This is a genomic window from Streptomyces sp. NPDC023838, from assembly GCF_040639555.1.
GTDB lineage: Bacteria > Actinomycetota > Actinomycetes > Streptomycetales > Streptomycetaceae > Streptomyces.
On record NZ_JBFAAD010000034.1, the window covers coordinates 1 to 23997 of the forward strand.

Below are 23997 nucleotides of genomic sequence, written 5' to 3' on the forward strand. Positions count from 1 at the left end.
CCACCGAGATCTACCCCCATAATTCAACACTCTTTCCCTACCCGCCGCTTTCCCTATCTCACGGCGTTCGGCGCCTGAGCCGGTACGGGGTGGTGCGCGCCGGACGGGACCGGCGCGCACCACCCCGCGCCCCCTCGTCGCGCTACGTACACCGGAACTGACGACGCGTACGATTTGCGAAGTTTTGTGCGACTGTACGGAACCATCGCGGGCCCACAGGCATCTCATCTGATGTCCACAGGGGCTGTGGCCGGTGTGGACACCGGGGACGACGATGCGATGGGGACGAACGGTATGCGTGGGATCAGTCGAAGGGGAATGCTCGGGCTCGGACTGGGGGCCGCGGCCGCGGTCGGTGTGGCCGGTTGCGGCGGTGGTGACTCGGGCGGCGGCAAGGCCGCCGGCAGCGGCAGCGGCGACGGCAAGGGCGCCCAGGGCTCCGGCAAGAAGGCCGACGCCAAGCTCATCGGTGACGGCTCCACCGCGGACACCGGCAAGCAGCCGCACCAGCCCCCCAAGCCCGTCCCCCTCGAACCCGGCCAGACCCCGCCGCAGTTCGTGGTCTTCTCCTGGGACGGCGCCGGCGAGGTCGGCAACGGCCTCTTCCCGCGCTTCCTCGACCTCGCCAAGGACCACGGCGCCTCGATGACCTTCTTCCTCTCCGGGCTCTATCTGCTGCCCGAGTCGAAGAAGCGGCTCTACCACCCGCCGAACAACAAGCCCGGCGCCTCCGACATCGACTACCTCAGTGACGACCACGTCAAGGCGACCCTCACCAATGTGCGCCGAGCCTGGAACGAGGGCCACGAGATAGGCACGCACTTCAACGGGCACTTCTGCTCCGGCCACGGCGACGTCGCCAAGTGGACCCCGGCCCAGTGGCAGAGCGAGATCGACCAGGCGATGTCGTTCGTGACCAACTGGAAGACCAACACCGGCTGGACCGACGAGGAACCGCTCCCGTTCGACTACAAGCGCGAGCTCGTGGGCGCCCGCACCCCGTGTCTGCGTGGCCAGGACAACCTGCTGCCGACCGCCCAGAAGCTCGGCTGGCGCTACGACGCCTCCTCGCCCGGCGGCACCCAGGTCTGGCCGGTCAAGCGCCACGGCCTGTGGGACCTCCCGCTCCAGGCGATCCCCTTCCCCGGGCACAAATTCGAGGTCCTCTCGATGGACTACAACATCCTCGCCAACCAGTCGAAGAATTCGACCAAGGCGCCGCCGGCGAACTACCCCGGCTGGCGCAAGCAGGCCACCGAGGCGTATCTCAAGGGATTCACGCGTGCCTACGAGTCGAATCGCGCGCCGTTCTACATAGGCAACCACTTCGAGCAGTGGAACGGCGGCATCTACATGGACGCCGTCGAGGAGGCCCTGAAGGGGATGGCGGGCAAGAAGGATGTCCGCCTGGTCTCCTTCCGGCAGTACTGCGACTGGCTCGACGTACAGGACCCGAAGGTGCTCGCCAAGCTGCGTACGCTGGGCGTCGGCCAGAAGCCCACGGGCGGCTGGAACGCGTTCCTCCAGCAGGCGTGAGGCAGGATCCGCGCGGCTCCTTAGGCGGTCTTGACAAGGGTCTTTACGGGCACTCAGGGGGGTGCCCAAGATCCCCCAAACGGTCATGCGAAACTTTTCACATGTCCGTGAGTCCTGCCCTTCCCCGTCGCCGCGCCTTCCTGCTGGTCACGGCAGTCGCGGCCACCGGTGCGCTGACCCTCACGTCGTGCGGCTCCGGTGGCACGTCCGGCGGCTCGGGCGACACCAAGTTCGTCACCGGAACCGGCGGCATCTCCACCGTCGCCAAGAGCGGCCGGCACGCCGCCCCCAAGCTCTCCGGCGAGACCGTCGACGGCAAGCAGCTCGACGTAGCCGATCTCAAGGGCAAGGTCGTCGTGCTGAATGTGTGGGGCTCGTGGTGCGCGCCCTGCCGGGCCGAGGCGCCGTATCTGAGCAAGGTCGCCAAGGAAACCCGCTCGAAGGGTGTCGAGTTCGTGGGAATCAATACCCGCGACACCGACAAGGGCCCGGCCGTCGCGTTCGAGAAGCAATTCGAGGCGGACTATCCGAGTCTGTACGACCCGATCGGCAAGCTCATTCTCCGCTTCCCGAAGGGAAGCCTGAATCCGCAGGCCATTCCGTCGACGATCGTGCTCGACAAGGACGGAAAGATCGCGGCGCGGGCGCTGATGGCGCTCGACGACAAGAAGCTCCACCAGATGATCGACCCGCTGATCGCGGAGAAGTGATTCCGTGGACGCGTCCCTGACCGTACTCGCCGCGCAGTCGACCATCGCCGCCCAGGCGTCGCCCGGCGTGAACGACACGGTCCTGAGCGGGGCCCTGCTCGTCGCCCTGCCGGTCGCCGTGCTCGGCGGGCTGATCTCGTTCTTCTCGCCCTGCGTCCTGCCGCTGGTGCCCGGCTACCTCAGTTACGTGACGGGGGTCACCGGCACCGACCTCGCGGAGGCCAAGCGCGGCCGGATGGTCGCCGGGGCGAGTCTGTTCGTCCTCGGGTTCACCGCCGTCTTCGTCTCCGGCGGGGCCCTCTTCGGCTTCTTCGGCCAGACGCTCCAGGACCACAACGGCACGCTCTCCAAGATCCTCGGCGTGCTCATGATCCTCATGGGCGTCTTCTTCATGGGCCTGATGCCCTGGCTCACCCAGCGCGAATTCCGGTTCCACAAGCGGCCGGTGACCGGGCTCGCGGGGGCGCCGATACTCGGCGCCCTCTTCGGCGTCGGCTGGACGCCGTGCCTGGGGCCGACGCTCACCTCGGTGAACGTGCTGGCCATGGACCAGGCGAGCGCCGGCCGCGGGGCCATACTGACCGTCGCGTACTGCGCCGGTCTCGGGCTGCCGTTCGTGCTGGCGGCGGTCGCCTTCCGCAAGGCCCTCGGCGCCTTCGGCTGGGTGAAGCGGCACTACGCGTGGGTGATGCGGACCGGAGGCGTGATGATGATCGCGACCGGTCTGCTGCTGCTCACCGGGGCCTGGGCGGAGCTCATCCAGCAGGTGCAGGTGTGGTCCAACGGCTTCCAGGTGGGTGTCTGAACATGAGCAAGACCGAAGCGGCCCCGGAAGAGGCGTCGCAGACGGCGGCGGAACTGGCCGAGGCCGGTGCCCGGGAGCGGGCCGCCGACGAACGGGACCTCGGCGCCGCCGGGTCGCAGCTCTCCACGGCTCCGGCCGAGGACCTCGCCGGCGGCCCCGTCGGCATCGGCGTGCTCGGCTGGGTCCGCTGGTTCTGGCGGCAGCTGACCTCGATGCGGGTCGCCCTCGTCCTGCTGCTGCTGCTCTCCCTCGGCTCGATCCCCGGCTCGCTCATCCCGCAGAGCAATGTGGACGAGCTGAAGGTCGCCGACTTCCAGAAGCGGCACGACACGATCTCGCCGGTCTACGAGAAGCTCGGCATGTTCCACGTCTACAGCTCGGTGTGGTTCTCCGCGATCTACATCCTGCTGTTCGTCTCCCTCATCGGCTGCATCGTCCCGCGCACCTGGCAGTTCATCGGCCAGCTGCGCGGCCGCCCGCCGGGCGCGCCCCGGATGCTGACCCGGCTGCCCGCGTACACCACGTGGCGTACCGAGGCCGAGCCCGAGCAGGTGCGCGCGGCCGCCGCGGCGATGCTGAAGAAGCGCCGCTTCCGTACGCACGTCGTCGGGGACGCCGTCGCCGCGGAGAAGGGCTACCTCCGCGAGGCCGGAAACCTGATCTTCCACGTCTCGCTGATCCTGATCCTGGTGGCGTTCGCCGTCGGCCAGCTCTTCAAGTCCGAGGGCGGCAAGCTGATCGTCCAGGGCGACGGGTTCTCCAACACCCTCACCCAGTACGACGACTTCAAGTCCGGCTCGCTGTTCAAGTCGGACGACCTCGCCCCGTTCAGCTTCACCCTGGACCGCTTCGACGCCACGTACGAGCGCAGCGGGCCCAACCGCGGCACCGCCCGCGAGTTCGTGGCGCACGTCACCTACTCCGAGGGCGCCGACGGCAAGCCGCGGAAGAAGGACATCGAGGTCAACAAGCCGCTGGTGGTCGACGGCTCCAAGGTCTACCTCCTGGCCCACGGCTACGCGCCGAGCGTCACCGTCAAGGACGGCCGCGGCAAGACCGTCTTCCACGGCGCGGTGCCGCTGCTGCCCATCGACAACAACATCTCCTCCAGCGGCGCCATCAAGGTGTACGACGGCTACACCGACGCCAAGGGCAGGTGGGACCAGCTGGGCTTCGCCGCGTTCTTCGTGCCGACCTACGGCGGCAAGGGCAACGGGACGATGTTCTCCCAGTTCCCGGCGCTGGACTTCCCCGTCCTCAACGTCGGCGCGTACCACGGAAGCCTCGGGGTCAACTCCGGGCTGCCGCAGAACGTGTACCAGCTGGACACCGACAAGATGAAGCCGTTCAAGGACGACCAGGGCAAGGTCCTCAAGAAGACCCTGCTGCCCGGCGAGACGCTGGACCTCCCCGAGGGTGCCGGGTCGATCACCTTCGACAAGGACATCAAGCAGTGGGCGAGCTTCCAGGTATCGCAGCAGCCGGGCAACAACCTCGCCCTGACCGGCTCGGTCCTGGCGATCGCGGGCCTGGCCGGCTCGCTGTTCATCCAGCGGCGCCGGGTCTGGGTCCGCGCCGTGCCCGGCAAGGACGGCGTCACCGTCGTCGAGATGGCGGGGCTTGGGCGGAGCGAGTCCGCGAAGCTCCCCGAGGAGCTGGCCGATCTCGCGGTCACGCTCATTCCAGAGGCGCCGACCGCGCCTGATCCCGCACCTGAGCCCGCCCAGGACCAGGTGGCCGATTCCGCCGAACCTGCCGAAGCCGAAGGGGCCGAGAAGTGATCCTCGCCGCCACAACCAACGAGAGCCTGGCGCACACCAGCAACTACCTGATCTATTCGGCGATGGCGGTCTATCTGCTGGCCTTCTTCGCGCACATGGCGGAGTGGATCCTCGGCAGCCGCAGCAAGGTCGCCCGCACCGCCGCCGCGCTCACCGCCGACGCCGCGCAGCAGGACGGCGCGGGCACGGTGAAGGTGCAGGTCGCCAAGAAGGGCGGCGGCACCGCCGTCCTGGAACGCCCCAAGGTCGTCACCCGCTCCTCCTCCGGCAACCGTGACGTGCCGGACGGGCCGGGCGCGGCCGGCGGCGATGTGAAGGGCGACCTCTACGGCCGTATCGCCGTGTCCTTCACCGTCCTCGCGTTCCTCGTCGAGGCCGGCGGGGTGCTCACCCGCGCGCTGTCCGTGCAGCGGGCGCCGTGGGGCAACATGTACGAGTTCAACATCACCTTCTCCACCGTCGCCGTCGGCGTGTACGTCACGCTCCTCGCGCTGAAGAAGAACGTGCGCTGGCTGGGCCTTCCGCTGGTCACCTCGGTCCTCCTCGACCTCGGTCTCGCTGTCACCGTCCTGTACACCGCCAGCGACCAGCTGGTTCCCGCCCTGCACTCGTACTGGCTGTGGATCCACGTCTCCACCGCGATCTTCTGCGGCGCGGTCTTCTACGTCGGCGCGGTCGCCACGCTGCTCTACCTCTTCCGGGACCGGTACGAGGCGAAGCTCGCGGAGGGCGGCAAGCCCGGCAACTTCGCCACCTCGGTGCTTGAGCGGCTGCCGGCCGCGGCCTCCCTGGACAAGTTCGCGTACCGGGTCAACGCGGCGGTCTTCCCGCTCTGGACGTTCACGATCATCGCGGGCGCGATCTGGGCCGGCGACGCGTGGGGCCGCTACTGGGGCTGGGACCCCAAGGAGGTCTGGTCCTTCATCACCTGGGTCGCGTACGCCTGCTACCTGCACGCGCGCGCCACGGCGGGCTGGAAGGGCCGCAAGGCCGCGACGCTGGCGCTGCTGGCCTTCGGTTGCTGGCTCTTCAACTACTACGGCGTCAACATCTTCGTGAACGGCAAGCACTCGTACGCGGGCGTGTAGCCGACGGGCGCCGCGCGTCTGTTCGGGTGAAACTGGTGCCATGACGGATGTGATCCCTCATGGCACCAGTGAGAACCACGACGGCGCCTGGCTCCTCCGCTACGAGCTCCATCTGCCCCACACGCGGACACGGGTCTGGGCGGCCGTCGCCACCCCCGAGGGCCTGCGCGGCTGGCTCTGCGCCGCCGACGTCCTCGAACCGCGCCTCGGCGGCGCGGTGACGCTGCGCTGGCTGAACGCCGGGCCGGAGGGCGTCCACTCCGGGCACGTCACCGCCTGGTTCCCGGAGCGGGTCGCCGAGTACACGGTGGACCTGCACGGCCGTATCCGCTTCCACCTGGAGCCCGACGGCCCCTCGGCGACGGTGCTGCGCTTCACCAACGAGTTCCCCGGCGACGACGCCCTGCGCCTGGACTGCCTGGCTGGCTGGCACCAGCACTTCGACTTCCTCGTGGATGCGCTCGCGGGCCGTCCGAAGGACTGGTCCACGTGGTCGGCGGGGCGGTGGCAGGAGCTGCGGGCCGCGTATACGGGGTCTTCTACGGGGTCTTCTTAGGCCCGGGGCGTTACGGCTGCGGGTCGTCCTTCGGGGGCCGGTTCAGGCTCGCCAGGAACTCCGGGTTGTCGTCCGGGGCCGTCCAGCCGCCCCGGGCCGTGGACACCCGGCGCGGGCGGCCCGCGAACAGCCAGGCCACCGGCCCGACCAGCACCTCGCCGAAGAGCAGGATGACGATGACCCACACCACCTTGGGGAGGCCGCGGACCTCCTCCTCCGGGGTGTTCAGACAGTCGATGAACGCGTAGATCCACAGCGCCAGGACCAGCAGGAACGGCAGATACCTGAGCATGTTCGGGAGGTCCCCCCAGGGAACGGCGGCGGGGCGTCCGGCAGCCCCGGTGACCGGCCCAGGGTAACCGGTGCACGATACTTGACCCCATGGCTTACGACGATCTTCGCTCGCTCCTGAGGGCGCTGGAGCGTGAGGGCGACCTCATCCGCATCAAGGCCGAAGTCGACCCGTACCTGGAGGTCGGGGAGATCGTCGACCGGGTCAACAAGGCCGGCGGGCCCGCGCTCCTCTTCGAGAACGTCAAGGGCGCGTCGATGCCCCTGGCCATGAACGTGTACGGCACCGACCGGCGCCTCCTGAAGGCCCTCGGGCTGAAGTCGTACGAGGAGATCAGCGAGAAGATCGGCGGGCTGCTCAAGCCCGAGCTCCCGCACGGCTTCGTCGGGGTCAGGGAAGCCTTCGGCAAGCTCGGCTCGATGGTCCATGTCCCCCCGAAGAAGGTGAAGGACGCCCCGGTCCAGGAGGTCGTCCTCACCGGTGACGACGTCGACCTGGAGCAGCTGCCCGCGCTGTTCACCTGGCCGGAGGACGGCGGCTCCTTCTTCAACCTGGGGCTCACCCACACCAAGCACCCCGAGACCGGCGTGCGCAACCTCGGGCTCTACCGGCTCCAGCGCCACGACAAGCGCACCATCGGGATGCACTGGCAGATCCACAAGGACAGCCGCAACCACTACGCCGTGGCGGCCAAGAAGGGCGAGCGGCTGCCCGTCGCCATCGCCTTCGGATGCCCGCCCGCCGTCACGTACGCCTCCACCGCGCCGCTGCCCGGCGACATGGACGAGTACATGCTGGCCGGGTTCATCCAGGGCAAGCGCGTCGAGATGGTCGACTGCAAGACCGTGCCGCTCCAGGTCCCGGCGCACGCCGAGGTCGTCATCGAGGGGTGGCTGGAGCCCGGCGAGATGCTGCCCGAGGGGCCGTTCGGGGACCACACCGGCTTCTACACGCCGCAGGAGCCCTTCCCGGCGCTCACCATCGACTGTGTGACGATGCGTCGGCGCCCGCTGCTCCAGTCCATCGTGGTCGGGCGGCCGCCCACCGAGGACGGGCCGCTGGGCCGCGCCACCGAGCGGTTCTTCCTGCCACTCCTCAAGGTCATCGTCCCGGACATCGTCGACTACCACCTGCCGGAGTCCGGCGGTTTCCACAACTGCGCGATCGTCTCGATCGAGAAGAAGTACCCGAAGCACGCGCAGAAGGTGATGCACGCGATCTGGGGAGCGCACATGATGTCGCTCACCAAGCTGATCGTGGTCGTCGACGCCGACTGCGACGTCCACAACCTGCACGAGGTGTCCTGGCGGGCCCTCGGCAACACCGACTACGCCCGTGACCTGACGGTGGTCGAAGGCCCGGTCGACCACCTCGACCACGCCTCGTACCAGCAGTTCTGGGGCGGCAAGGCGGGGATCGACGCGACCGCGAAGTGGCCCGAGGAGGGCTACACCCGGGACGGCGGCTGGCCGCACATGGTCGAGTCGGACCCGGACACGGCGGCGATGGTCGACCGCCGCTGGAAGGAGTACGGCCTCAAGTGAGCGCCTCAGCCGCAGCAGTCCCGCAGCCCGGCCGGACCAGGGCGTTCCTGCGCCTGGTCATGATCGAGCACTCGGTCTTCGCGCTGCCCTTCGCCTACATCGCCGCCCTCACCGCGATGTTCCAGCTCGACAGGGACGTCCACTGGGCCAAGCTGCTCCTGGTCACCATCGCCATGGTGGGGCTGCGGACGTTCGCGATGGCCTGCAACCGGATCATCGACCGCGAGATCGACGCCCGTAATCCGCGTACGGCCTCCCGCGAGCTGGTCACCGGCGCGGTGACCGTGCGCTCCGCCTGGACCGGCGCGCTCGTCGCCGTCGTCGTCTTCCTCGGCGCGGCCGCCCTGCTCAACCCGCTGTGCCTGGCGCTGGCGCCGATCGCCGTGATCCCGATGGTCGTCTATCCGTACGGGAAGCGGTTCACCAACTTCCCGCACGCGATCCTCGGTCTGGCGCAGGCGATGGGCCCGGTCGGCGCCTGGCTGGCCGTCACCGGCGAGTGGTCCGGGGACGCGGTGGTCCTCGGGCTCGCGGTCGGCGTCTGGATCGGCGGGTTCGACCTGATCTTCGGCAGCCAGGACGTCCAGGCCGACCGCGCCCACGGCGTGAAGTCGGTGCCGGCCCGGTTCGGCGTCCCGGCCGCGCTGTACGGGGCGCGCGCCTGTCACGTCGTCACCACGGCCCTGCTGGTCTGGTACGCGCTGGCCACCGACGCCGGGGCGTTCTTCTGGACCGGGCTGGTGATCGTGGCGGTGGCGTTCGTCTACGAGCACACGATCGTCAAGCCGCACGACCTGTCCCGCCTCAACCGGGCGTTCTTCACCACGAACGGGTTCATCGGGATCTCGCTGTTCCTCTGCGCGCTCCTCGACCTGCTGGTGCGCGGGCTCTCGGTGTGAGAGTTCCCGCCCCCGGGTGGCCGGATAGGCTCGGACACGTGGAGCAGGTGAACGTACACAGTCAGCGAGAGACCGCGCGGCCGCGCACGCCCTGGGTCGTCGGCGTCTCCGGCGCGTCCGGGACCCCGTACGCCGCCGCTGTCCTGCGCGGACTGCTGGACGCGGGCGAGAGCGTCGACCTGGTGGTCTCGCGCGCCTCGCGGCTGACCCTGCTCGACGAGACGGGGATCGCCTTCCGTGACGCGCACTGGCGCGAGGATCTCGCGGCGTGGCTGGCGCGGGGGGCGGACGGGAAGCCCGGGACCTTCGGCCTGGACGAGGCTTCCCTCGAAGGCGTACGGCACTGGAGCGCCGGGGATCTCGGCGCCGGGCCGTCGTCCGGTTCGTATCCGGTGAAGGGGATGCTGATCGTGCCCGCCAGCACGGCCTGTGTGGCCGGGGTGGCGCTGGGGCTTTCGAAGGACCTGTTGCAGCGGGCGGCGAGCGTGACGCTCAAGGAGCGGCGCCGGCTGGTGGTCGCGGTGCGGGAGACGCCGCTGAGCGGACAGACCCTCAGGCACCTGGTGACGCTGGACGAGGCGGGCGCCGTGGTGCTGCCCGCCTCTCCGGCGTTCTACGCGGGGGCGACGCACATCCAGGATCTGGTGGACTTCGTCGCGGGGCGGGTGCTGGACGCGGCGGGTGTGCCGCACAGCCTGTACCGCCGTTGGGAGGGAGAGCTGGGAGGAGGCTCCCGCCCTTCCGGTTAGCGCTTCTTGGCGGCGCGCTTGAGGGCGCGGCGCTTCGGCGCGGTGGGCTGGTGGGCACGCGAGCGGTTGGCCAGGTCCTGAAGCTCGCGCATACGGGCGTAGGCCATCTCGATCGTGTACACGGTGTCAACACTCCTGAAAGATCGTCTTTGATCTGCTGAAAGTTCTACTGAAGGATTCACAGGGTGTCGGCCCTGTGTACCTTAGATTCTACACCTAAACTCGCGGTATTGCTGAACAATGGAAGGCTTCAGGCATATGGACGCCGTGGACAGGCAGCTCATCCAGGCTCTGCGGGAGAACGGCAGGGCCTCGTACGCCGAGCTCGGCCGGCTCGTCGGTCTCTCCGGGCCCAGCGTCACCGACCGCATCAACCGGCTTGAGGCGGCGGGCGTCATCACCGGCTACCGCGCCACCGTCGACGCCGCCTCGCTCGGCCTCGGCGTGACCGCCCTCATCGGCATCTCGCTCTCCGACGCCGCCGACCACGAGGACGTGGCCCGCCGGCTGCGCGATCTGGAGGAGATCGAGGACTGCTGGTTCATCGCGGGCGACGACTCGTACATGCTCAAGATCCGCGCCTCGGACGTCGACGGCCTGGAGAAGACCATCCGCCGCCTCGGCTCCACCAAGGGCGTCTCGCGCACCCGGACGACCATCGTGCTCTCCACCAAGTGGGAGAACCGGGTCGGCGAATTGCCCGAGCAGTAAGGGGCGTAACGTGGTGGAGGCTGTGTACGGAGATATTTGGGAGGCCGCCGCATGACCGCGTCCATCGCCGATGTGGGCTTCAAGCGCGAGCTGGAGGCGAAGGTCAGGGCCGGTGAGCGGCTGTCCCGCGAGGACGGCATCGCGCTCTACGAGTCGGACGACCTGGCCTGGCTCGGCGGCCTCGCGCACGAGGTGCGCACCCGCAAGAACGGTGACGTCGTCCACTTCAACGTCAACCGGCACCTCAACATGACGAACGTGTGCACCGCGTCCTGCGCGTACTGCTCGTTCCAGCGCAAGCCGGGCGAGAAGGACGCGTACACGATGCGCATCGAGGAGGCCGTCCGCCTCGCCAAGGCGATGGAGAGCGAGAGCCTCACCGAGCTGCACATCGTCAACGGGCTCCACCCGACGCTGCCCTGGCGCTACTACCCGCGCTCGCTCAAGGCCCTCAAGGAGGCGCTGCCGAACGTCGGCCTCAAGGCGTTTACGGCGACCGAGATCCACCACTTCGAGACGATCTCGGGGCTGACCGCGTCCGAGATCCTCGACGAGCTCATCGAGGCGGGCCTCGAATCGCTCACCGGCGGCGGCGCGGAGATCTTCGACTGGGAGGTCCGGCAGCACATCGTCGACCACGCCACCCACTGGGAGGACTGGTCGCGGATCCACCGCCTCGCCCACGAGAAGGGTCTCAAGACCCCCTCGACGATGCTCTACGGGCACATCGAGGAGCCCCGCCACCGCGTCGATCACGTCCTTCGCCTGCGCGAGCTCCAGGACGAGACCGGCGGCTTCCAGGTCTTCATCCCGCTGCGCTACCAGCACGACTTCGTGGACATGAAGGACGGTAAGGTCCGCAACCGGCTCCAGGCGCGCACCACGATGGCGACCGGCGCGGAGGCCCTGAAGACCTTCGCGGTCTCCCGTCTCCTCTTCGACAACGTGCCGCACGTGAAGTGCTTCTGGGTGATGCACGGCCTCCAGACCACCCAGCTCGCGCTCCAGTTCGGCGCCGACGACATGGACGGCTCGGTCGTCGAGTACAAGATCACGCACGACGCGGACAACTACGGGACGCCGAACAAGCTCACCCGCGACGACCTCCTCGACCTGATCCGGGAGGCCGGGTTCCGTCCGGTGGAGCGCAACACCCGGTACGAGATCATCCGCGAGTACGACGGCCCGGACCCGGAGCTGCGCGAGTCCCCCCAGGCGATGCGCCTCTGAGGTCCGCGCTCTTCGGGCGCTCTTGGGGCGCTCCCCCTGAATTGATCGAATAAGGGGCGTGCTTCACTGGTCGGGCAGGATCGCCGTACAAGAGAGAAGGTCAGCCGTGAACATCGCCAAGCCGAGCGCAACCGTCCGGTACACCGCGATGCGCGTCGCCGTCTTCGTCGCCTGTCTGGTGTTCGTCGCCGCCCTGGTCCACGTCGGGGTCATGCCCGCCGGTCTCGGGGACGCCAACGCGGTCTGGGTCGTCCTGCTCGCGCTGGTCCTCTCCGCGCCGCTCAGCTTCGTGCTGCTGCGCAAGCAGCGCGACGAGATGTCGGCGCAGATCGTCACCAAGGTGGAGTCGGCGAAGGCCCGCCTGGAGGCGAACCGCACCCAGGAGGACGGCGCGGTCCAGTAACCGCGCCGCCGTACCCTTACCCGGGAGCTGGACAGCGGCCCGGGGAGGATGCGGACTGATGGGTGCGGATGGGGGCGCGGGCAGGTCCCGGCGGATGCCGCGGGCCGTGCGCGAACAGCAGATGCTGGACGCGGCCGTACGGACCTTCGGCCGGCTCGGGTACCGGGCCGCCTCCATGGACGAGATCGCCGAACTCGCGGGCGTCTCCAAGCCGCTCGTCTACCTCTACCTCAACTCCAAGGAAGACCTCTTCACCGCCGTGATCCGGCGGGAGGCCCGCGCGCTCGTGGAGGCGGTACGGGCCGGGGTCGAGCCGAGCCTGCCCGCCGACGCCCAGCTGTGGTCCGGGCTGCGGGCCTTCTTCGCGCACGCCGCCGAACACCCGGACGCCTGGGCGGTGTTGCACCGCCAGGCGCGTATCCACGGGGAGCCGTTCGCCGCCGAGGTCGCGGTGATGCGCGAGGAGATCGTGACGTTCGTGACGGCCCTGATAGGCGCGGCGGCCCGCGAGGCCCACGCCACGGACGACCTGCCCACCCGCGACGTGGCGGGCCTGGCCCAGGCCCTGGTGGGCGCGGCCGAGTCCCTGGCGGGCTGGGCCAACGAGACGGAGGGCGTCTCGGCGAAGGAGGCGGCGGCGACGCTGATGAACTTCGCGTGGGCGGGGCTGGGGAACCTGATGCGGGGGGCGCGGTGGTCGCCCCAGGGGTGAGCCCGGCCCCTCGAACGGCGGGCCGTCCCCGCCGTTCACGGGTGCGCGTAGGTCACTCGCCCGCCGCGATGCGCTGGTCGTGACGGCGGCGGCGGGCGGATGCCGCACAGGTGAACAGCGTGCGCCCGCCCCCGGTTCTCCGGGGACGGGCGCACGGCCGTTTCGTTGGGAGCTAGAAGAGCCCCACCACGTCCTGTACCAGCGCCGCGTCGCCCACGACCGTGGACGTGCCGTGCGCCGTCGGTGTGCCGGGGTAGAAGCGCAGGCCGCCAGGGGCCGCCTTGAAGACCGCCCAGAAGTCGGGGGTCTCCTGGCCCGTGGTGGGCACGAACTTCAGGTACGTGCCGGTGTCGACGACCGTGCCCTGCGCGTTGCCCGCGCCCGCGAAGAACGGGATGTTCGTCGACTGCCAGGCGCTCGGGCCGTAGACGGTACGGGCGCCGATGCCGTACGTCGTGTTGCCCGAGGTGTCCGCGGTGCGGGTGCCCGGGTACAGGAACAGCTTGCCGTAGTCGGCGTGGGTCGTGTCCGTCGTGATGTTGCGGCCCAGCAGGTCGGGGATGCCGTCGCCGTTGACGTCACCGGGTGCGGTGAAGTCGAAGCGGTCCCAGGAGGTGAAGCCGAACTGCTTGGCGGGCAGCAGCTTGTACGAGCCGGGCTCCGCCGCGAGCGGGCCCTCGGCGGTGCCGGAGTACAGCCACATCCCCTCGCCCTCCTGGACGATGAGGTCGGCGCCGGGCATGCCGTCCGCGTCGCGCGGGGTGAGGACCTGGCCGGTGCCCGCCCAGGTGCCGGGAACCGCCCAGTCCTGGGTCGCGGCGCCGTCGCAGTTCAGGAGCTGCACGGGCGTGCTCTTGACGACGGCGCCGCCCGCCGTGTCCAGGCAGCGGCCCGAGCCCTGGTTGAGCAGGGAGCCGTCGCCCCGGTCGAGCCACCGCTGGGCCGGGCTGCCGTCGCAGTCGGCCAGCTGGACCGCGGAGGCGAGGTCGGTGCCCGCGGCGGCCGCGCACTTGCCGAGCACCTTCAGGGCGCCGCCGGTGAGCTGGAAGTCCTGGGCGGTGGTGGCGTTGCAGGTGTAGAGCTGGAGCGGGGTGCCGTTGGCGGTGGCCGCCGACTTCACGTCGAGGCAGAGGCCGCCGGGGCCGGTCAGCGGGCCGTTGTCCTTGCCGGTGGGCCGCAGCAGCTCCTTGCGCTGGGTGGTGAGCGGCATCCCGTTGCCGTCGCCGGGGTACAGGTACAGCTTGTTGCCGATCTTGACGAAGAAGTCCTCGTACCCGTCCATCGTCTGGCCGTCGGTGGCGGCGATGAAGTCGCCCCGGTGGGCCAGGCGCGCGCCGTTCCAGCCGCCCGAGGCGAGCGTGCGCGGCGCCTTCAAGGTGCCGTCGCCCTTGCCGGCGAGCAGCCGCAGCGTGCCGTCGGAGGCGGTGGCCAGCAGGTCGACCTGACCGTCGCCGTCGAGGTCTCCGGGCAGGTCGCCCTGGACCCGCCCGGCCGCGTCGTGCACGTACAGGGGCTTGTTGGTGGCGATCAGGGTGGTGTCGGTCGGGGCCGAACCGCCGCTGTACGCCGAGGTGTTGCCCGCCTTGTCGTACGCCTGGACGTGCAGCCTGTTGTTGGGCCACAGGCTGGGCCTGACGGTCACCGTGGCGGTGCCGTCGGCGCCCGCCTTCACATACGTACCGCTGGGGCACTTGAGGGTGGAGACAGACAGCGGCTGGTTGAGCGTGTAGCAGAAGCCGTCCACGCCGCCCTGGTCGGTGGCGGCGAACTTCACCGTACGGTCGGTGCGCGCGGGCACCTCCGCCACGTCCAGCGCGTGCCCGTCGGTGGCGGACACGGTGGGCTGGGAGGGGGCGGCCTTGTCCACGCCGAAGCCGCAGGCCGCCGTCCACGCCGAGGTGTCCAGGCCGTCACGGGACTGGACGGTCCAGGTGTAGCGCTTGCCGGTGGTCAGCAGTGAGGCGTCGATCCGGGCCTGGGCGGTGCCGCCCGCGGTCACGGTCGAGGTGGGCGAGGCGACCACCGCGCCCGTGTCGTACTCCTTCAGCTGGAAGGCGCCGGTGATCTGGCCGCCCTCCGGGTCGGAGATCTTCGCGGTGAGGGTGAGCCCGTCGTTGCCGACGACCGGGAAGGCGGCCGGGTCGGTGGCGCAGGCGATCGGCACCAGCCCGTCGGCGCCCGGCGCCCAGGAGCCCTGGAAGGCGGCCGAGGAGTCCACCTTCGGCGGGCTGTTGTACGTGATCTCCAGGCTCGGGTCGTTCTGGAACTTCTTCCAGCTCTGTTCGTTGCCCTCGAAGTCCTGGCGCGAGCGCAGGCCCAGCGTCATGTCGTTGTCGCCGGCGTCCGCGACCGCCTGCACGGCCGTCTTGATCGTGTCGGCGTCGAAGTCCTCGCCCGCGGCGGCGCACTGGGTCGAGGACCAGCCGTGGGCAAACGTCTTCTCCTGGAGGGTCTGCTTCCAGGCGGGCTGGTTGTTCCAGGTGGTGGCGGAGGAGATGGGGCCGGTGAGGCCGAGCTCCACCGGGGTCTTGGTGCACGACCACGAGTAGCTGTTGAAGACGTTGAACTTGGCCGAGAGAATCTTCGACCCGGCCAGGCCCTTGGTGTTCAGCTGGAAGTACGAGCGGGCGGTGCCGTTGGTCGAGTTCTCGTGGCCCACGCGCGCGAGCTTGTCGCTGAAGGTGCCGCCGTTCCAGTACGCGGTGTTGGCGATCGAGGAGTTGCCCGACTGCTTGTACGCCATGGCCCAGTTGTTGCGGCCGCCGCCGGAGAAGATCGGGTCGATGACGACCGGGAAGACCGTCCCGGGGTCCTTCAGCATCGCCGCGTCCGGGGTGATCCGCAGCCGGTCGGCGGTGACCTTCGTGCCCATCGCGACGAGCTTGGGGGGCGCGGTCTCGGCGCTCGGGCGCCCGCCGCGGACCAGCCCGGCCACCGCCTGCTTCGGCAGGTGCGAGGAGTCCCACATGGTGGGGGCGGGGGCGCTGAACAGGGGGGCGCCGGAGCGGCTGTCGGTGGCCGTCAGATTGCCCTTGGCGTCCGCCTTCAGGCTGGTGCCCGCGGTGTGCAGCGCGAGCGAGAGCTCGGCCAGGCGCGGATGGGCGGCGGCCTCGCGGGTCTTGACGACCAGGTGCTGGGCGAAGCCGTCGACGTCGGCCCGCAGGGTGAGGTCGACGCCGGGCAGCACCTCGGGGTAGAGGGCGGTGTCGCCCTCGACGCGGGGCTGCGGCAGGGCGTCCGGCCAGGAGACCGAGAGGGTCCGGCCGCTCTTCGTCATCGTGGCGAGCGGGCCGGTGCCGCCGCCGGAGAAGGAGATGCCGAAGGTGGCGGCGGCCGGGGCGATACGGCCGTCGGCGCCCTGCTTCAGCGTGGCGTCGGCCGTGCGCCAGGCGCCGCCGACGCGGGCGAAGGCGGGGCGCACGTACTGGCGCATGGTGAGCGACCCGTCCGGGTTGGCCAGCACCTGCGTCATCTCGTCGCGGCGGTCCAGGATCTCGACCTGGCGGCCGGTCTGGCGTGCCTGGGCGAGTGCCTGCGTTGCGGCTTTATCGGAAGCGCTGGTCCCGGAAGAGCCGATTCCGGAAGAGGTGGTTCCGGAAGACGTGGTTCCGGAAGTCTTGGCTCCGGACGTGGTAATTCCGGAAGTGGAGGTTCCGGAATTACCAATTCCGGCCACGGAAGCGTTGGTTCCGGGTGTGCTTGTCCCCGTCTGTGTTGCGTTGTTGGCGCTCTCGTCCGCAAACGCCGTGTGTGCCGCGGCCAGTTGAGCAAGTCCGCCCGCGCCGAGCGCGGCTGCCATCAGCGCGGCCGGCAGCCGTCTGCCCCGGCGCATGTGATGTCCCCTCACCAGTCCCCACCCTCATATCAGTTAATGCTGCTTGCCAGAGCGGGAGCGTAACGCCGGAATAACGTCCGAACTGGCCCCTTCGCACCTTTGGGGGAGCCTTTGAGTGTGTATGTTTCGGCGATCGTTCTCCTCTCGTTACATCCCGTCTCAACTGCGGTGTTCGCGCGGCGAATTGTTCTTCCGCCCGTAAATTCCTTGGTGTTAAGTTCCCCCAGGCGCCCCTCCGTTGGGGCGCCTTTTGAGCTGAATACGCAGAGTTGGAGAGTTCCACGTGACTCGTTCAAGGGTGGGGACATTGAGATACGACGAGGACTCGGGCGGAGGCAGACGCCGCCGCGCCACGGCGGCGCTGGGCGCGCTCACGGCGAGCGCGGTGCTGGTCACACTGCTGCCGAGCGTCGCGGCGGCCGCCGGGAAGGTGGACTTCTCGCTGCGCTCGGTGCAGAAGACGGCGTCGGTGCGGGGCTCCGAGCTGGGGAAGGGCGGTTCCACCGCCACCAGCGAGACGGCTCGGCGTGCCTGGCGGGCGCCCAAGGTGACGTGGCCGAAGGCCGGGGACAGCGAGGTCGACCTCAGTGGGGTCGCGGCCGATGCGTTGGCAAAGAGCGCGGCGGGGCGGAGCGTGGCCGGATCGCGTCATGCGGCCGCGCCGGGGAGCCCGGTGGGGGTCGCGCCGCTCGCGCCGAAGGCGGCCAAGGGGGCGCAGGCCCAGGCCGCCAAGGGGGCGCCCGCCAAGGTTCGGGTGCGGATGGCGGACCGCAAGGCCGCGGACCGGCTGGGCCTGGACGGTGTCGTGCTCGGAGTCGCGCGTGACGACGGCGGGGCCGGGGCCGGTCGGGCGTCCGTACAGCTCGACTACCGGGCGTTCCAGGGCGCGTACGGGGCGGACTGGGCCTCCCGGTTGCGGCTCGTGCAGCTGCCGGCGTGCGCGCTGACGACGCCGGACCGGGCCGAGTGCCGGACGGTTCAGCCGCTGGCTTCCCGGAACGACACGAAGGCCGGCGTCCTGACCGCCGACGTGGGGCTCGGGCCGGACACGGCGGCGGGCACGGGAACGAAGAGCGCGGCCGCGGCAGGGGCCTTCACCGTGCTCGCCGCCACCGCCACCCCCGACGGGGCCAACGGGGACTTCAAGGCGACCTCCCTCTCTCCCTCCGGGAGTTGGACCTCCGGGGGTAACGAAGGCGGGTTCTCCTGGCAGTACCCGCTCCAGGTGCCGCCCGTTCCCGGGGACCTGACCCCCAAGCTCGCCCTCGGGTACTCCTCCTCGTCCGTCGACGGCCGTACCGCCTCCACCAACAACCAGCCCTCCGCGCTCGGCGAGGGCTGGGCGATGGAGATGGGGTTCATCGAGCGGCAGTACATGGCCTGCAAGGACGACAACGGGACGGGAACGAACGCCCCCGCCAAGTCCGGTGACCTGTGCTGGCGTTCCGACAACGCCGTGATGTCCCTGAACGGCGCCTCGACCCCGCTCGTCAAGACCGGCACCGGCGACGTCTGGCGCCCCGCCGACGACGACGGCTCCCGTATCGAGCGGGTCAAGGGCACCGCCACCGACACCAACAACAGTGACGACGACAACGAGTACTGGAAGGTGACCACGCTCGACGGCACCCAGTACTGGTTCGGCAAGAACCGCCTTCCCGGCTGGGCCACCGGCAAGACCGAGACCGGGTCTACGTACACCGTCCCGGTCTACGGAAACCACACCGGCGAGCCCGGTCACGCCACCGCCTTCACGGACTCCGTCCGCAACCAGGCCTGGCGCTGGAACCTGGACTACGTGGTCGACCCGCACGGCAACGCGATGGCGCTCTTCTACACCCAGGAGAAGAACGCGTACGCCAAGAACTCCGGCGGCTCCACGACCACCAAGCCCAAGGCGGACGCGAGCTACACGCGCGGCGGCTACCTCGACCACATCGAGTACGGCCACCGCGCCGGACAGGTCTACGCCGCCCAGCCCGCCGCCAAGGTGAACTTCGCCATGGCCGACCGCTGCCTCGGCACCGCCACCGACTGCGCCTTCGACAAGGCGCACGCCTCCAACTGGCCGGACACCCCGGTCGACGAGGTCTGCACGGTCGGCGCGGACTGCCTCAACGGCTCGCCGTCGTTCTGGTCGAAGAAGCGGCTGACCTCGGTCACCACCCAGGTGCTCAAGGGCACGGGGTACTCCGACATCGACAGCTGGACCTTCGGCCAGAGCTTCCCCGGCACCGGTGACACCGGCGGCAACGGGCTGTGGCTCGACTCGATCACGCGCACCGGCAAGGCGGGCGGAACCGCCCTGTCGAACCCGGCCGTGACGTTCGGCGGCACCCTGATGCCCAACCGCGTGGACGCCTCCGAGGGCCGCCCGCCGCTGAACAAGTACCGCATCACCCGGGTGACGTCGGAGTACGGCGCCGACACCCTCGTCGAGTACTCGCCCACCGAGTGCACCTACGCCGCCCCGCCCGCCGAGGCGACCAACACCAAGCGCTGCTTCCCGACCTGGTGGACCCCCGAGGGCGGCAGCGAGCCGGTCAAGGACTGGTTCCACAAGTACGTGGTGACCAAGGTGACCGAGGACGACAAGGTCGCGGGCACCGACTCGGAGGTGACCGAGTACGAGTACCTGGGCGGCATCGCCTGGGCCAAGGACACCAGCGAGTTCACCCTCGACAAGCATCGCACGTACAGCGACTACCGGGGATACGGGAAGGTCCGCACCCGTACCGGCACCACCAACAAGACGCTGGAGGAGACCACCTACCTCCGGGGCATCGACGGCGCCCAGGTGGCCGACTCCTTCGGCACGCTCTACACCGACGCCGAGCAGTACAGCGGCAAGGAGCTGGAGAACGCCAGTTACGACAAGGACGGCGGCAAGATCGTCGAGTCGTCGGTGGACAAGCCGTGGTCGAAGCTGACCGCGACCCAGACCCGGCCGGGCACCACCGATCTGCACGCCTACCAGTCGGACACCGACACCAGCACGGACCGGACCCTGCTCGACAACGGCAGCTGGCGCACCACCCGCTCGTCGGCCACCTTCGACGCGTACGGCCAGACGCTCACCTTCTCGGACGAGGGCGACCTCGCGGTCTCCGGTGACGAGCAGTGCACCCGCACCACCTACGTCACCCCGGACGCCACCAACCACCTGGTGTCCTACATCGCCGACGAGCAGAAGAGCTCCACGGCCTGCGCCACCCCCGCCTCGCCGTCCACCATCACGGCCGAGACCCGCACCACGTACGACACCAGCGCGTACGGCGCGGCTCCCGTGTCGGGCAAGGCGCTGGCGTCCAAGATCGAGGAGCTGGACCGCTACAACGCGGGCGTCCCGGTCTACGTCACCACCTCCACGGCGCTCTACGACGCCTACGGACGGATGACGTCGACCACCGACGCGGCCAACGCCACGACCACCACCGCCTACACGCCGTCGTCCGGCGCCCAGCCGACGACCGTGAAGACCACCGACAACAAGGGCTTCACGACCAGCGTCGACCTCGACGGTCTGCGCGGGCTGACGGTGAAGGCGACCGACGCCAACGGCCGGGTCACCAGCCAGGAGTACGACGCGCTCGGGCAGCTCACCGCCGCCTGGAAGCCGGGCCGGACCAAGCCCGCCTCGGCCGACGTCACCTTCTCCTACCTGGTGCGCAACGACGGCCCCACGGCCGTCACCTCCAACACGCTGCTGGAGAGCGGCAAGTACCGCAAGGCGGTGACCCTCTACGACGGTCTGCTCCGCAAGCGGCAGACCCAGACCGAGGCGTACGGCGGCACGGGCCGGCTGATCACGGACAGCTTCTTCGACAGCCAGGGCCGCACCTACAAGGACAACGCCGAGTACTACAACGACCAGCCGGTCGCCACGACCCTGTTCGCGGTGGCCGACAGCCAGGTCCCGGCGCAGACCGTGACCGAGTTCGACGGCATGGGCCGCACCACGGCGTCCATCGCGCTCACCAAGGGCACCGAGCGGTGGCGCACGACCACCACGTACGGCGGCGACTGGACGGCGACGGTTCCGCCGAGCGGGGCCACCGCCACCCTGGTGATCAACAACGCCCACGACAAGCCGGTCGAGCTGCGCCAGTACAAGGACGGCAACCCGGTCATCGGCGCGAGCGCCGACAAGTACGAGGCGCTGAAGTACACCTACGACAGCTCCGACCGGCTGACCAAGCTGGTCGACGCGGCGGGCAACACCTGGTCGTCCACGTACGACCTGCGTGGGCGCCAGGTCACCTCGTCCGACCCGGACAAGGGCGCGGTCACCACGACGTTCACGCCCGACGGCAAGACGGCGACGACGAAGGACGCCCGGGGCACGGTCCTCGCCTACACCTACGACGAGATCGGCCGTCCCACCAGCCTGCGCAAGGACAGCGTCACCGGCCCGAAGCTGGCCGAGTGGGCGTACGACTCGCTGGCCGGCGGCAAGAAGATGCTCAGCTCGTCGACCCGCTGGGACAACGGCAACGCCTACACCACGGCCGTGAAGGGCTATGACGCGGCGGGCCGGGCCACCGGTTCGGTGATCACCGTCCCGGCGGCCGAGGGCAAGCTGGCGGGCACCTACGAGTTCGGCTCGACCTACACGCCGAACACGGGCCTCGCCAACACCACGGCCTTCCCGGCCGGCGGCGGGCTGCCCGCCGAGACGGTCCGCCAGGGCTACACGGACTACGGCCTGGCGACCACGGTCGGCAACGGCACGGACGTGTACTCGCTGGGCACCCAGTACTCGCCGTCCGGCGAGATCCTCCAGACCGTGCTCGGCGCGGTCGGCGGCCGCACCGTCCAGACCTTCACCTACGAGGAGGACACCCGCAGGCTCAGCAGCGTGGTCAACGACCGCGAGTCGCAGGGCCCGCAGACCATCGACAGCAAGGTCTACAGCTACGACCCGGCGGGCAACATCACCCGCATCCGCGACGACCGCGACGACAAGTCGGTCACCGACACGCAGTGCTTCACGTACGACTTCGCGGCGCGGCTCTCGCACGCGTGGACGAGCACGGACGACTGCGCGCTGAAGGCATCCACGGACGTGCGCCCGAAGGTGGGCGGCATCGACCCGTACTGGTACTCGTACACGTACGACACGGTCGGCAACCGGGCCTCCGAGGTCCAGCACGACGTCAGCGGCGACGCCGCCAAGGACGTGCGGCGCGGCTACTCCTATCCGCAGCCGGGCGAGACCCGTCCGCACGGCATGGACACGGTCGCCATCACCGGACCGGGGGCGCGCACCGACTCCTTCGAGTACGACGCGTCCGGCAACACCACCCGCCGGGTGACGTCCGCCGGTGACCAGAGCCTGACCTGGGACGCCGAGGGCAACCTGGCCTCCTCGACGATCGACGGCCAGACGTCCACGTTCCTCTACGACGCGGACGGCTCCCGGCTGATCCGCCGCGACCCCGGTGCGGTGACCCTGTACCTGGGCGCCGAGGAGCTGACGCTGACCAAGGCCGGCAACGCGGTGAGCGGTGTCCGCTACTACTCGGCGGGCAACTCGACCGTCGCGCGCGGCTCGGACGGCTCGATCACCTACCTCCTCAGCGACCACCAGGGCACCGACGACGTGGCGGTGGACTCGGTGAGCCTGTCGGTCACCCGGCGCGCCTCCGGCCCGTTCGGCACCCCGCGCGGCACCCAGCCGCAGTCGGGCTGGCCGGGCGACCACGGCTTCGTGGGCGGCACCACCGACAAGTCCACGGGCCTGACCCACATGGGGGCGCGCGAGTACGACGCGGCCAACGGCCGGTTCGCCTCGGTGGACCCGGTCATGGACCTGTCGGACCCGCAGCAGATCAACGGGTACGCGTACGCCAACAACTCGCCGGTCACCGACAGCGACCCGAGCGGCGCGTTCCACATCGGGCACATCTTCAAGAAGATCAAGCACGCGGTGAAGAAGGCGTACCACGCGGTCAAGCGGATCGTGCGCCATGTGGTGCACAAGGTCGCCAAGCGCTACACGCCCTACTACCGCGCCCTGCGCGCCATGTGGTCGCACGGCGAGAAGGGCACCCAGTTCGGCCATTTCAAGGTGGGCAAGGGGCCCGACCGGGGCATCATCATGATGAAGTTCTTCATCCACACGAAGGACGCGATGAAGATCCCGGGCCTGGGCTACCAGCTGCTGGGTGACAACCGCGAGTACTCGACCGACCCGGACGCCGCGTACCGCATGGTCCTGTTCTGGAACACGGCCACCGGCGACGTGACCTTCAAGGTCTCGCCGTCCCACACCAGGCCGTCGACCAAGCACATCTCGTCGTACCTGCTCAGCCAGGCGGGCGGCGGCGCGGGCTACGACATCGAGTCGCCGTCGAGGATGATCCCCGCGGACCCGCTGTCGCTCAACGACTACCCCTCGGAGTCCGTCACCGGCCGCAACATCGTGAACTACAGCTTCCTCGGCCAGTACCACTCGAACTCGTCGAAGCTGGACCTCGGCATAGCCGGGGTGAACAGTCTGATGCCCCTGTTCTCGGTCGACACCCACGTGACGATCGCGGCCAACAAGGGCTCGGTGACGGTGACCAGGAAGGGAGACCATTACCCGGACATGGAGGTCGTCCAGTACCGTCGCACGCAGCCGCCCACGGTGGTGGCCCACGACCGCATGGACCACGTGTCCGGCCTGGACTCGATGCCCTGGTACGGCAACAAGGACATGCGGTACTGGAACTCCGCCCAGTGTCTGAAGGATCCGCCGAAGTGACCCACGCACCCTGGTTCCCGAGATGCGCGGCCCGCTATGTGCCGCTCTGCGCGGCCGGCTGGTTCCTGGCGATGGCACTGACCCCGCGAGGGGCGCTGTCCTTCGGGGAGCAGCTGGCGGACGGCGTGAACCTGATGCTGTTCGTGGCGGCGGTGTCGCTGTTCCTGCTCCTCCTCCTGGGCCTGCTCAAGAGGTACGGGACACCGGGCGGCTTCCGTACGGTCGCGGCCTTCCTCCTGCTCATGCCGGTGCTGCCACTGGCACTGGGCGGCGGGGGAGCGCTGTTCGGGATCATGCTCCTCACCCAGGTGGTCTTCGCGACGGCGGTCATGCCGAAGCCGGAGCTGCTGGTGGTGAGGTAGCTGATGTGGGGGAGGGGCCCGGCGCCGAGGGTGGCG

General features: G+C 69.7%; 18 protein-coding genes. 15 read left to right on the forward strand and 3 right to left on the reverse strand.

The features are described from left to right. Nucleotides 1-294: 294 nt before the first annotated feature. From AB0G17_RS30350 to AB0G17_RS30375, 6 genes are all read left to right on the forward strand, one after another. Nucleotides 295-1536, forward strand: coding sequence for a hypothetical protein (locus AB0G17_RS30350; protein ID WP_361389689.1), 1242 nt, complete (start codon nucleotides 295-297; stop codon nucleotides 1534-1536). Nucleotides 1537-1637: 101 nt separating this feature from the next. After that, complete coding sequence (locus AB0G17_RS30355) at nucleotides 1638-2246, forward strand: TlpA disulfide reductase family protein (protein WP_266982375.1); 609 nt, start codon at nucleotides 1638-1640, stop codon at nucleotides 2244-2246. A gap of 16 nt (nucleotides 2247-2262) precedes the next feature. Further along, entirely contained in the window at nucleotides 2263-3051 is a 789-nt protein-coding gene (locus AB0G17_RS30360) for a cytochrome c biogenesis protein CcdA (protein WP_361389808.1), read from the forward strand. Nucleotides 3052-3053: 2 nt separating this feature from the next. Next, nucleotides 3054-4832: a cytochrome c biogenesis protein ResB gene (locus AB0G17_RS30365; RefSeq protein WP_361389692.1), complete on the forward strand. Its 1779-nt coding sequence runs from the start codon at nucleotides 3054-3056 to the stop codon at nucleotides 4830-4832. Beyond that, nucleotides 4829-5920, forward strand: a complete 1092-nt coding sequence (ccsB, locus tag AB0G17_RS30370; protein WP_361389694.1) for a c-type cytochrome biogenesis protein CcsB — start codon at nucleotides 4829-4831, stop codon at nucleotides 5918-5920. The genes AB0G17_RS30365 and ccsB overlap by 4 nt, the downstream gene beginning before the upstream one ends. Before the next feature lie 40 nt (nucleotides 5921-5960). Next, nucleotides 5961-6476 (forward strand): SRPBCC domain-containing protein, encoded by a 516-nt coding sequence (locus AB0G17_RS30375; protein WP_361389696.1) that lies wholly within the window; start codon nucleotides 5961-5963, stop codon nucleotides 6474-6476. Between the two features lie 10 nt (nucleotides 6477-6486). Here the strand turns inward: AB0G17_RS30375 and AB0G17_RS30380 are convergent, their stop codons facing one another. After that, nucleotides 6487-6768 (reverse strand): PLD nuclease N-terminal domain-containing protein, encoded by a 282-nt coding sequence (locus tag AB0G17_RS30380; RefSeq protein ID WP_361389698.1) that lies wholly within the window; start codon nucleotides 6766-6768, stop codon nucleotides 6487-6489. Between the two features lie 89 nt (nucleotides 6769-6857). Between AB0G17_RS30380 and AB0G17_RS30385 the strand changes: the two genes are divergently transcribed. From AB0G17_RS30385 to AB0G17_RS30395, 3 genes are read left to right on the forward strand one after another with little or no spacing between them, the layout of a single operon-like run. Then, nucleotides 6858-8312, forward strand: coding sequence for a menaquinone biosynthesis decarboxylase (locus AB0G17_RS30385; protein WP_361389700.1), 1455 nt, complete (start codon nucleotides 6858-6860; stop codon nucleotides 8310-8312). Beyond that, nucleotides 8309-9211 carry a menaquinone biosynthesis prenyltransferase MqnP gene (gene mqnP / locus AB0G17_RS30390; protein WP_361389702.1) on the forward strand — a complete coding sequence of 301 codons (903 nt, stop codon included), beginning with the start codon at nucleotides 8309-8311 and terminating at the stop codon, nucleotides 9209-9211. Before AB0G17_RS30385 ends, mqnP begins: the two co-directional genes overlap by 4 nt. Nucleotides 9212-9249: 38 nt before the next feature. Continuing rightward, entirely contained in the window at nucleotides 9250-9960 is a 711-nt protein-coding gene (locus tag AB0G17_RS30395) for a UbiX family flavin prenyltransferase (RefSeq protein WP_361389704.1), read from the forward strand. Here the strand turns inward: AB0G17_RS30395 and AB0G17_RS30400 are convergent. Further along, nucleotides 9957-10082, reverse strand: coding sequence for a hypothetical protein (locus tag AB0G17_RS30400; RefSeq protein WP_361389818.1), 126 nt, complete (start codon nucleotides 10080-10082; stop codon nucleotides 9957-9959). The two genes, AB0G17_RS30395 and AB0G17_RS30400, sit on opposite strands and share 4 nt — an antisense overlap. A 136-nt stretch (nucleotides 10083-10218) precedes the next feature. Between AB0G17_RS30400 and AB0G17_RS30405 the strand changes: the two genes are divergently transcribed. From AB0G17_RS30405 to AB0G17_RS30420, 4 genes are all read left to right on the forward strand, one after another. Next, nucleotides 10219-10671: an Lrp/AsnC family transcriptional regulator gene (locus AB0G17_RS30405; RefSeq protein ID WP_361389706.1), complete on the forward strand. Its 453-nt coding sequence runs from the start codon at nucleotides 10219-10221 to the stop codon at nucleotides 10669-10671. 51 nt (nucleotides 10672-10722) lie between these two features. Beyond that, nucleotides 10723-11901, forward strand: a complete 1179-nt coding sequence (mqnE, locus tag AB0G17_RS30410) for an aminofutalosine synthase MqnE (protein WP_361389708.1) — start codon at nucleotides 10723-10725, stop codon at nucleotides 11899-11901. Between the two features lie 106 nt (nucleotides 11902-12007). After that, nucleotides 12008-12304: a DUF4229 domain-containing protein gene (locus AB0G17_RS30415; RefSeq protein ID WP_361389710.1), complete on the forward strand. Its 297-nt coding sequence runs from the start codon at nucleotides 12008-12010 to the stop codon at nucleotides 12302-12304. 58 nt (nucleotides 12305-12362) lie between these two features. Then, complete coding sequence (locus tag AB0G17_RS30420; RefSeq protein ID WP_361389712.1) at nucleotides 12363-13016, forward strand: TetR/AcrR family transcriptional regulator; 654 nt, start codon at nucleotides 12363-12365, stop codon at nucleotides 13014-13016. A 172-nt stretch (nucleotides 13017-13188) separates the two neighbouring features. Here the strand turns inward: AB0G17_RS30420 and AB0G17_RS30425 are convergent, their stop codons facing one another. Beyond that, entirely contained in the window at nucleotides 13189-16488 is a 3300-nt protein-coding gene (locus tag AB0G17_RS30425) for a ricin-type beta-trefoil lectin domain protein (RefSeq protein ID WP_361389714.1), read from the reverse strand. A 670-nt stretch (nucleotides 16489-17158) separates the two neighbouring features. Between AB0G17_RS30425 and AB0G17_RS30430 the strand changes: the two genes are divergently transcribed. Both AB0G17_RS30430 and AB0G17_RS30435 read left to right on the forward strand, forming a co-directional pair. Next, complete coding sequence (locus AB0G17_RS30430) at nucleotides 17159-23599, forward strand: RHS repeat-associated core domain-containing protein (protein WP_361389716.1); 6441 nt, start codon at nucleotides 17159-17161, stop codon at nucleotides 23597-23599. Continuing rightward, nucleotides 23596-23961: a hypothetical protein gene (locus tag AB0G17_RS30435; protein ID WP_361389718.1), complete on the forward strand. Its 366-nt coding sequence runs from the start codon at nucleotides 23596-23598 to the stop codon at nucleotides 23959-23961. Before AB0G17_RS30430 ends, AB0G17_RS30435 begins: the two co-directional genes overlap by 4 nt. Nucleotides 23962-23997: the final 36 nt, after the last annotated feature.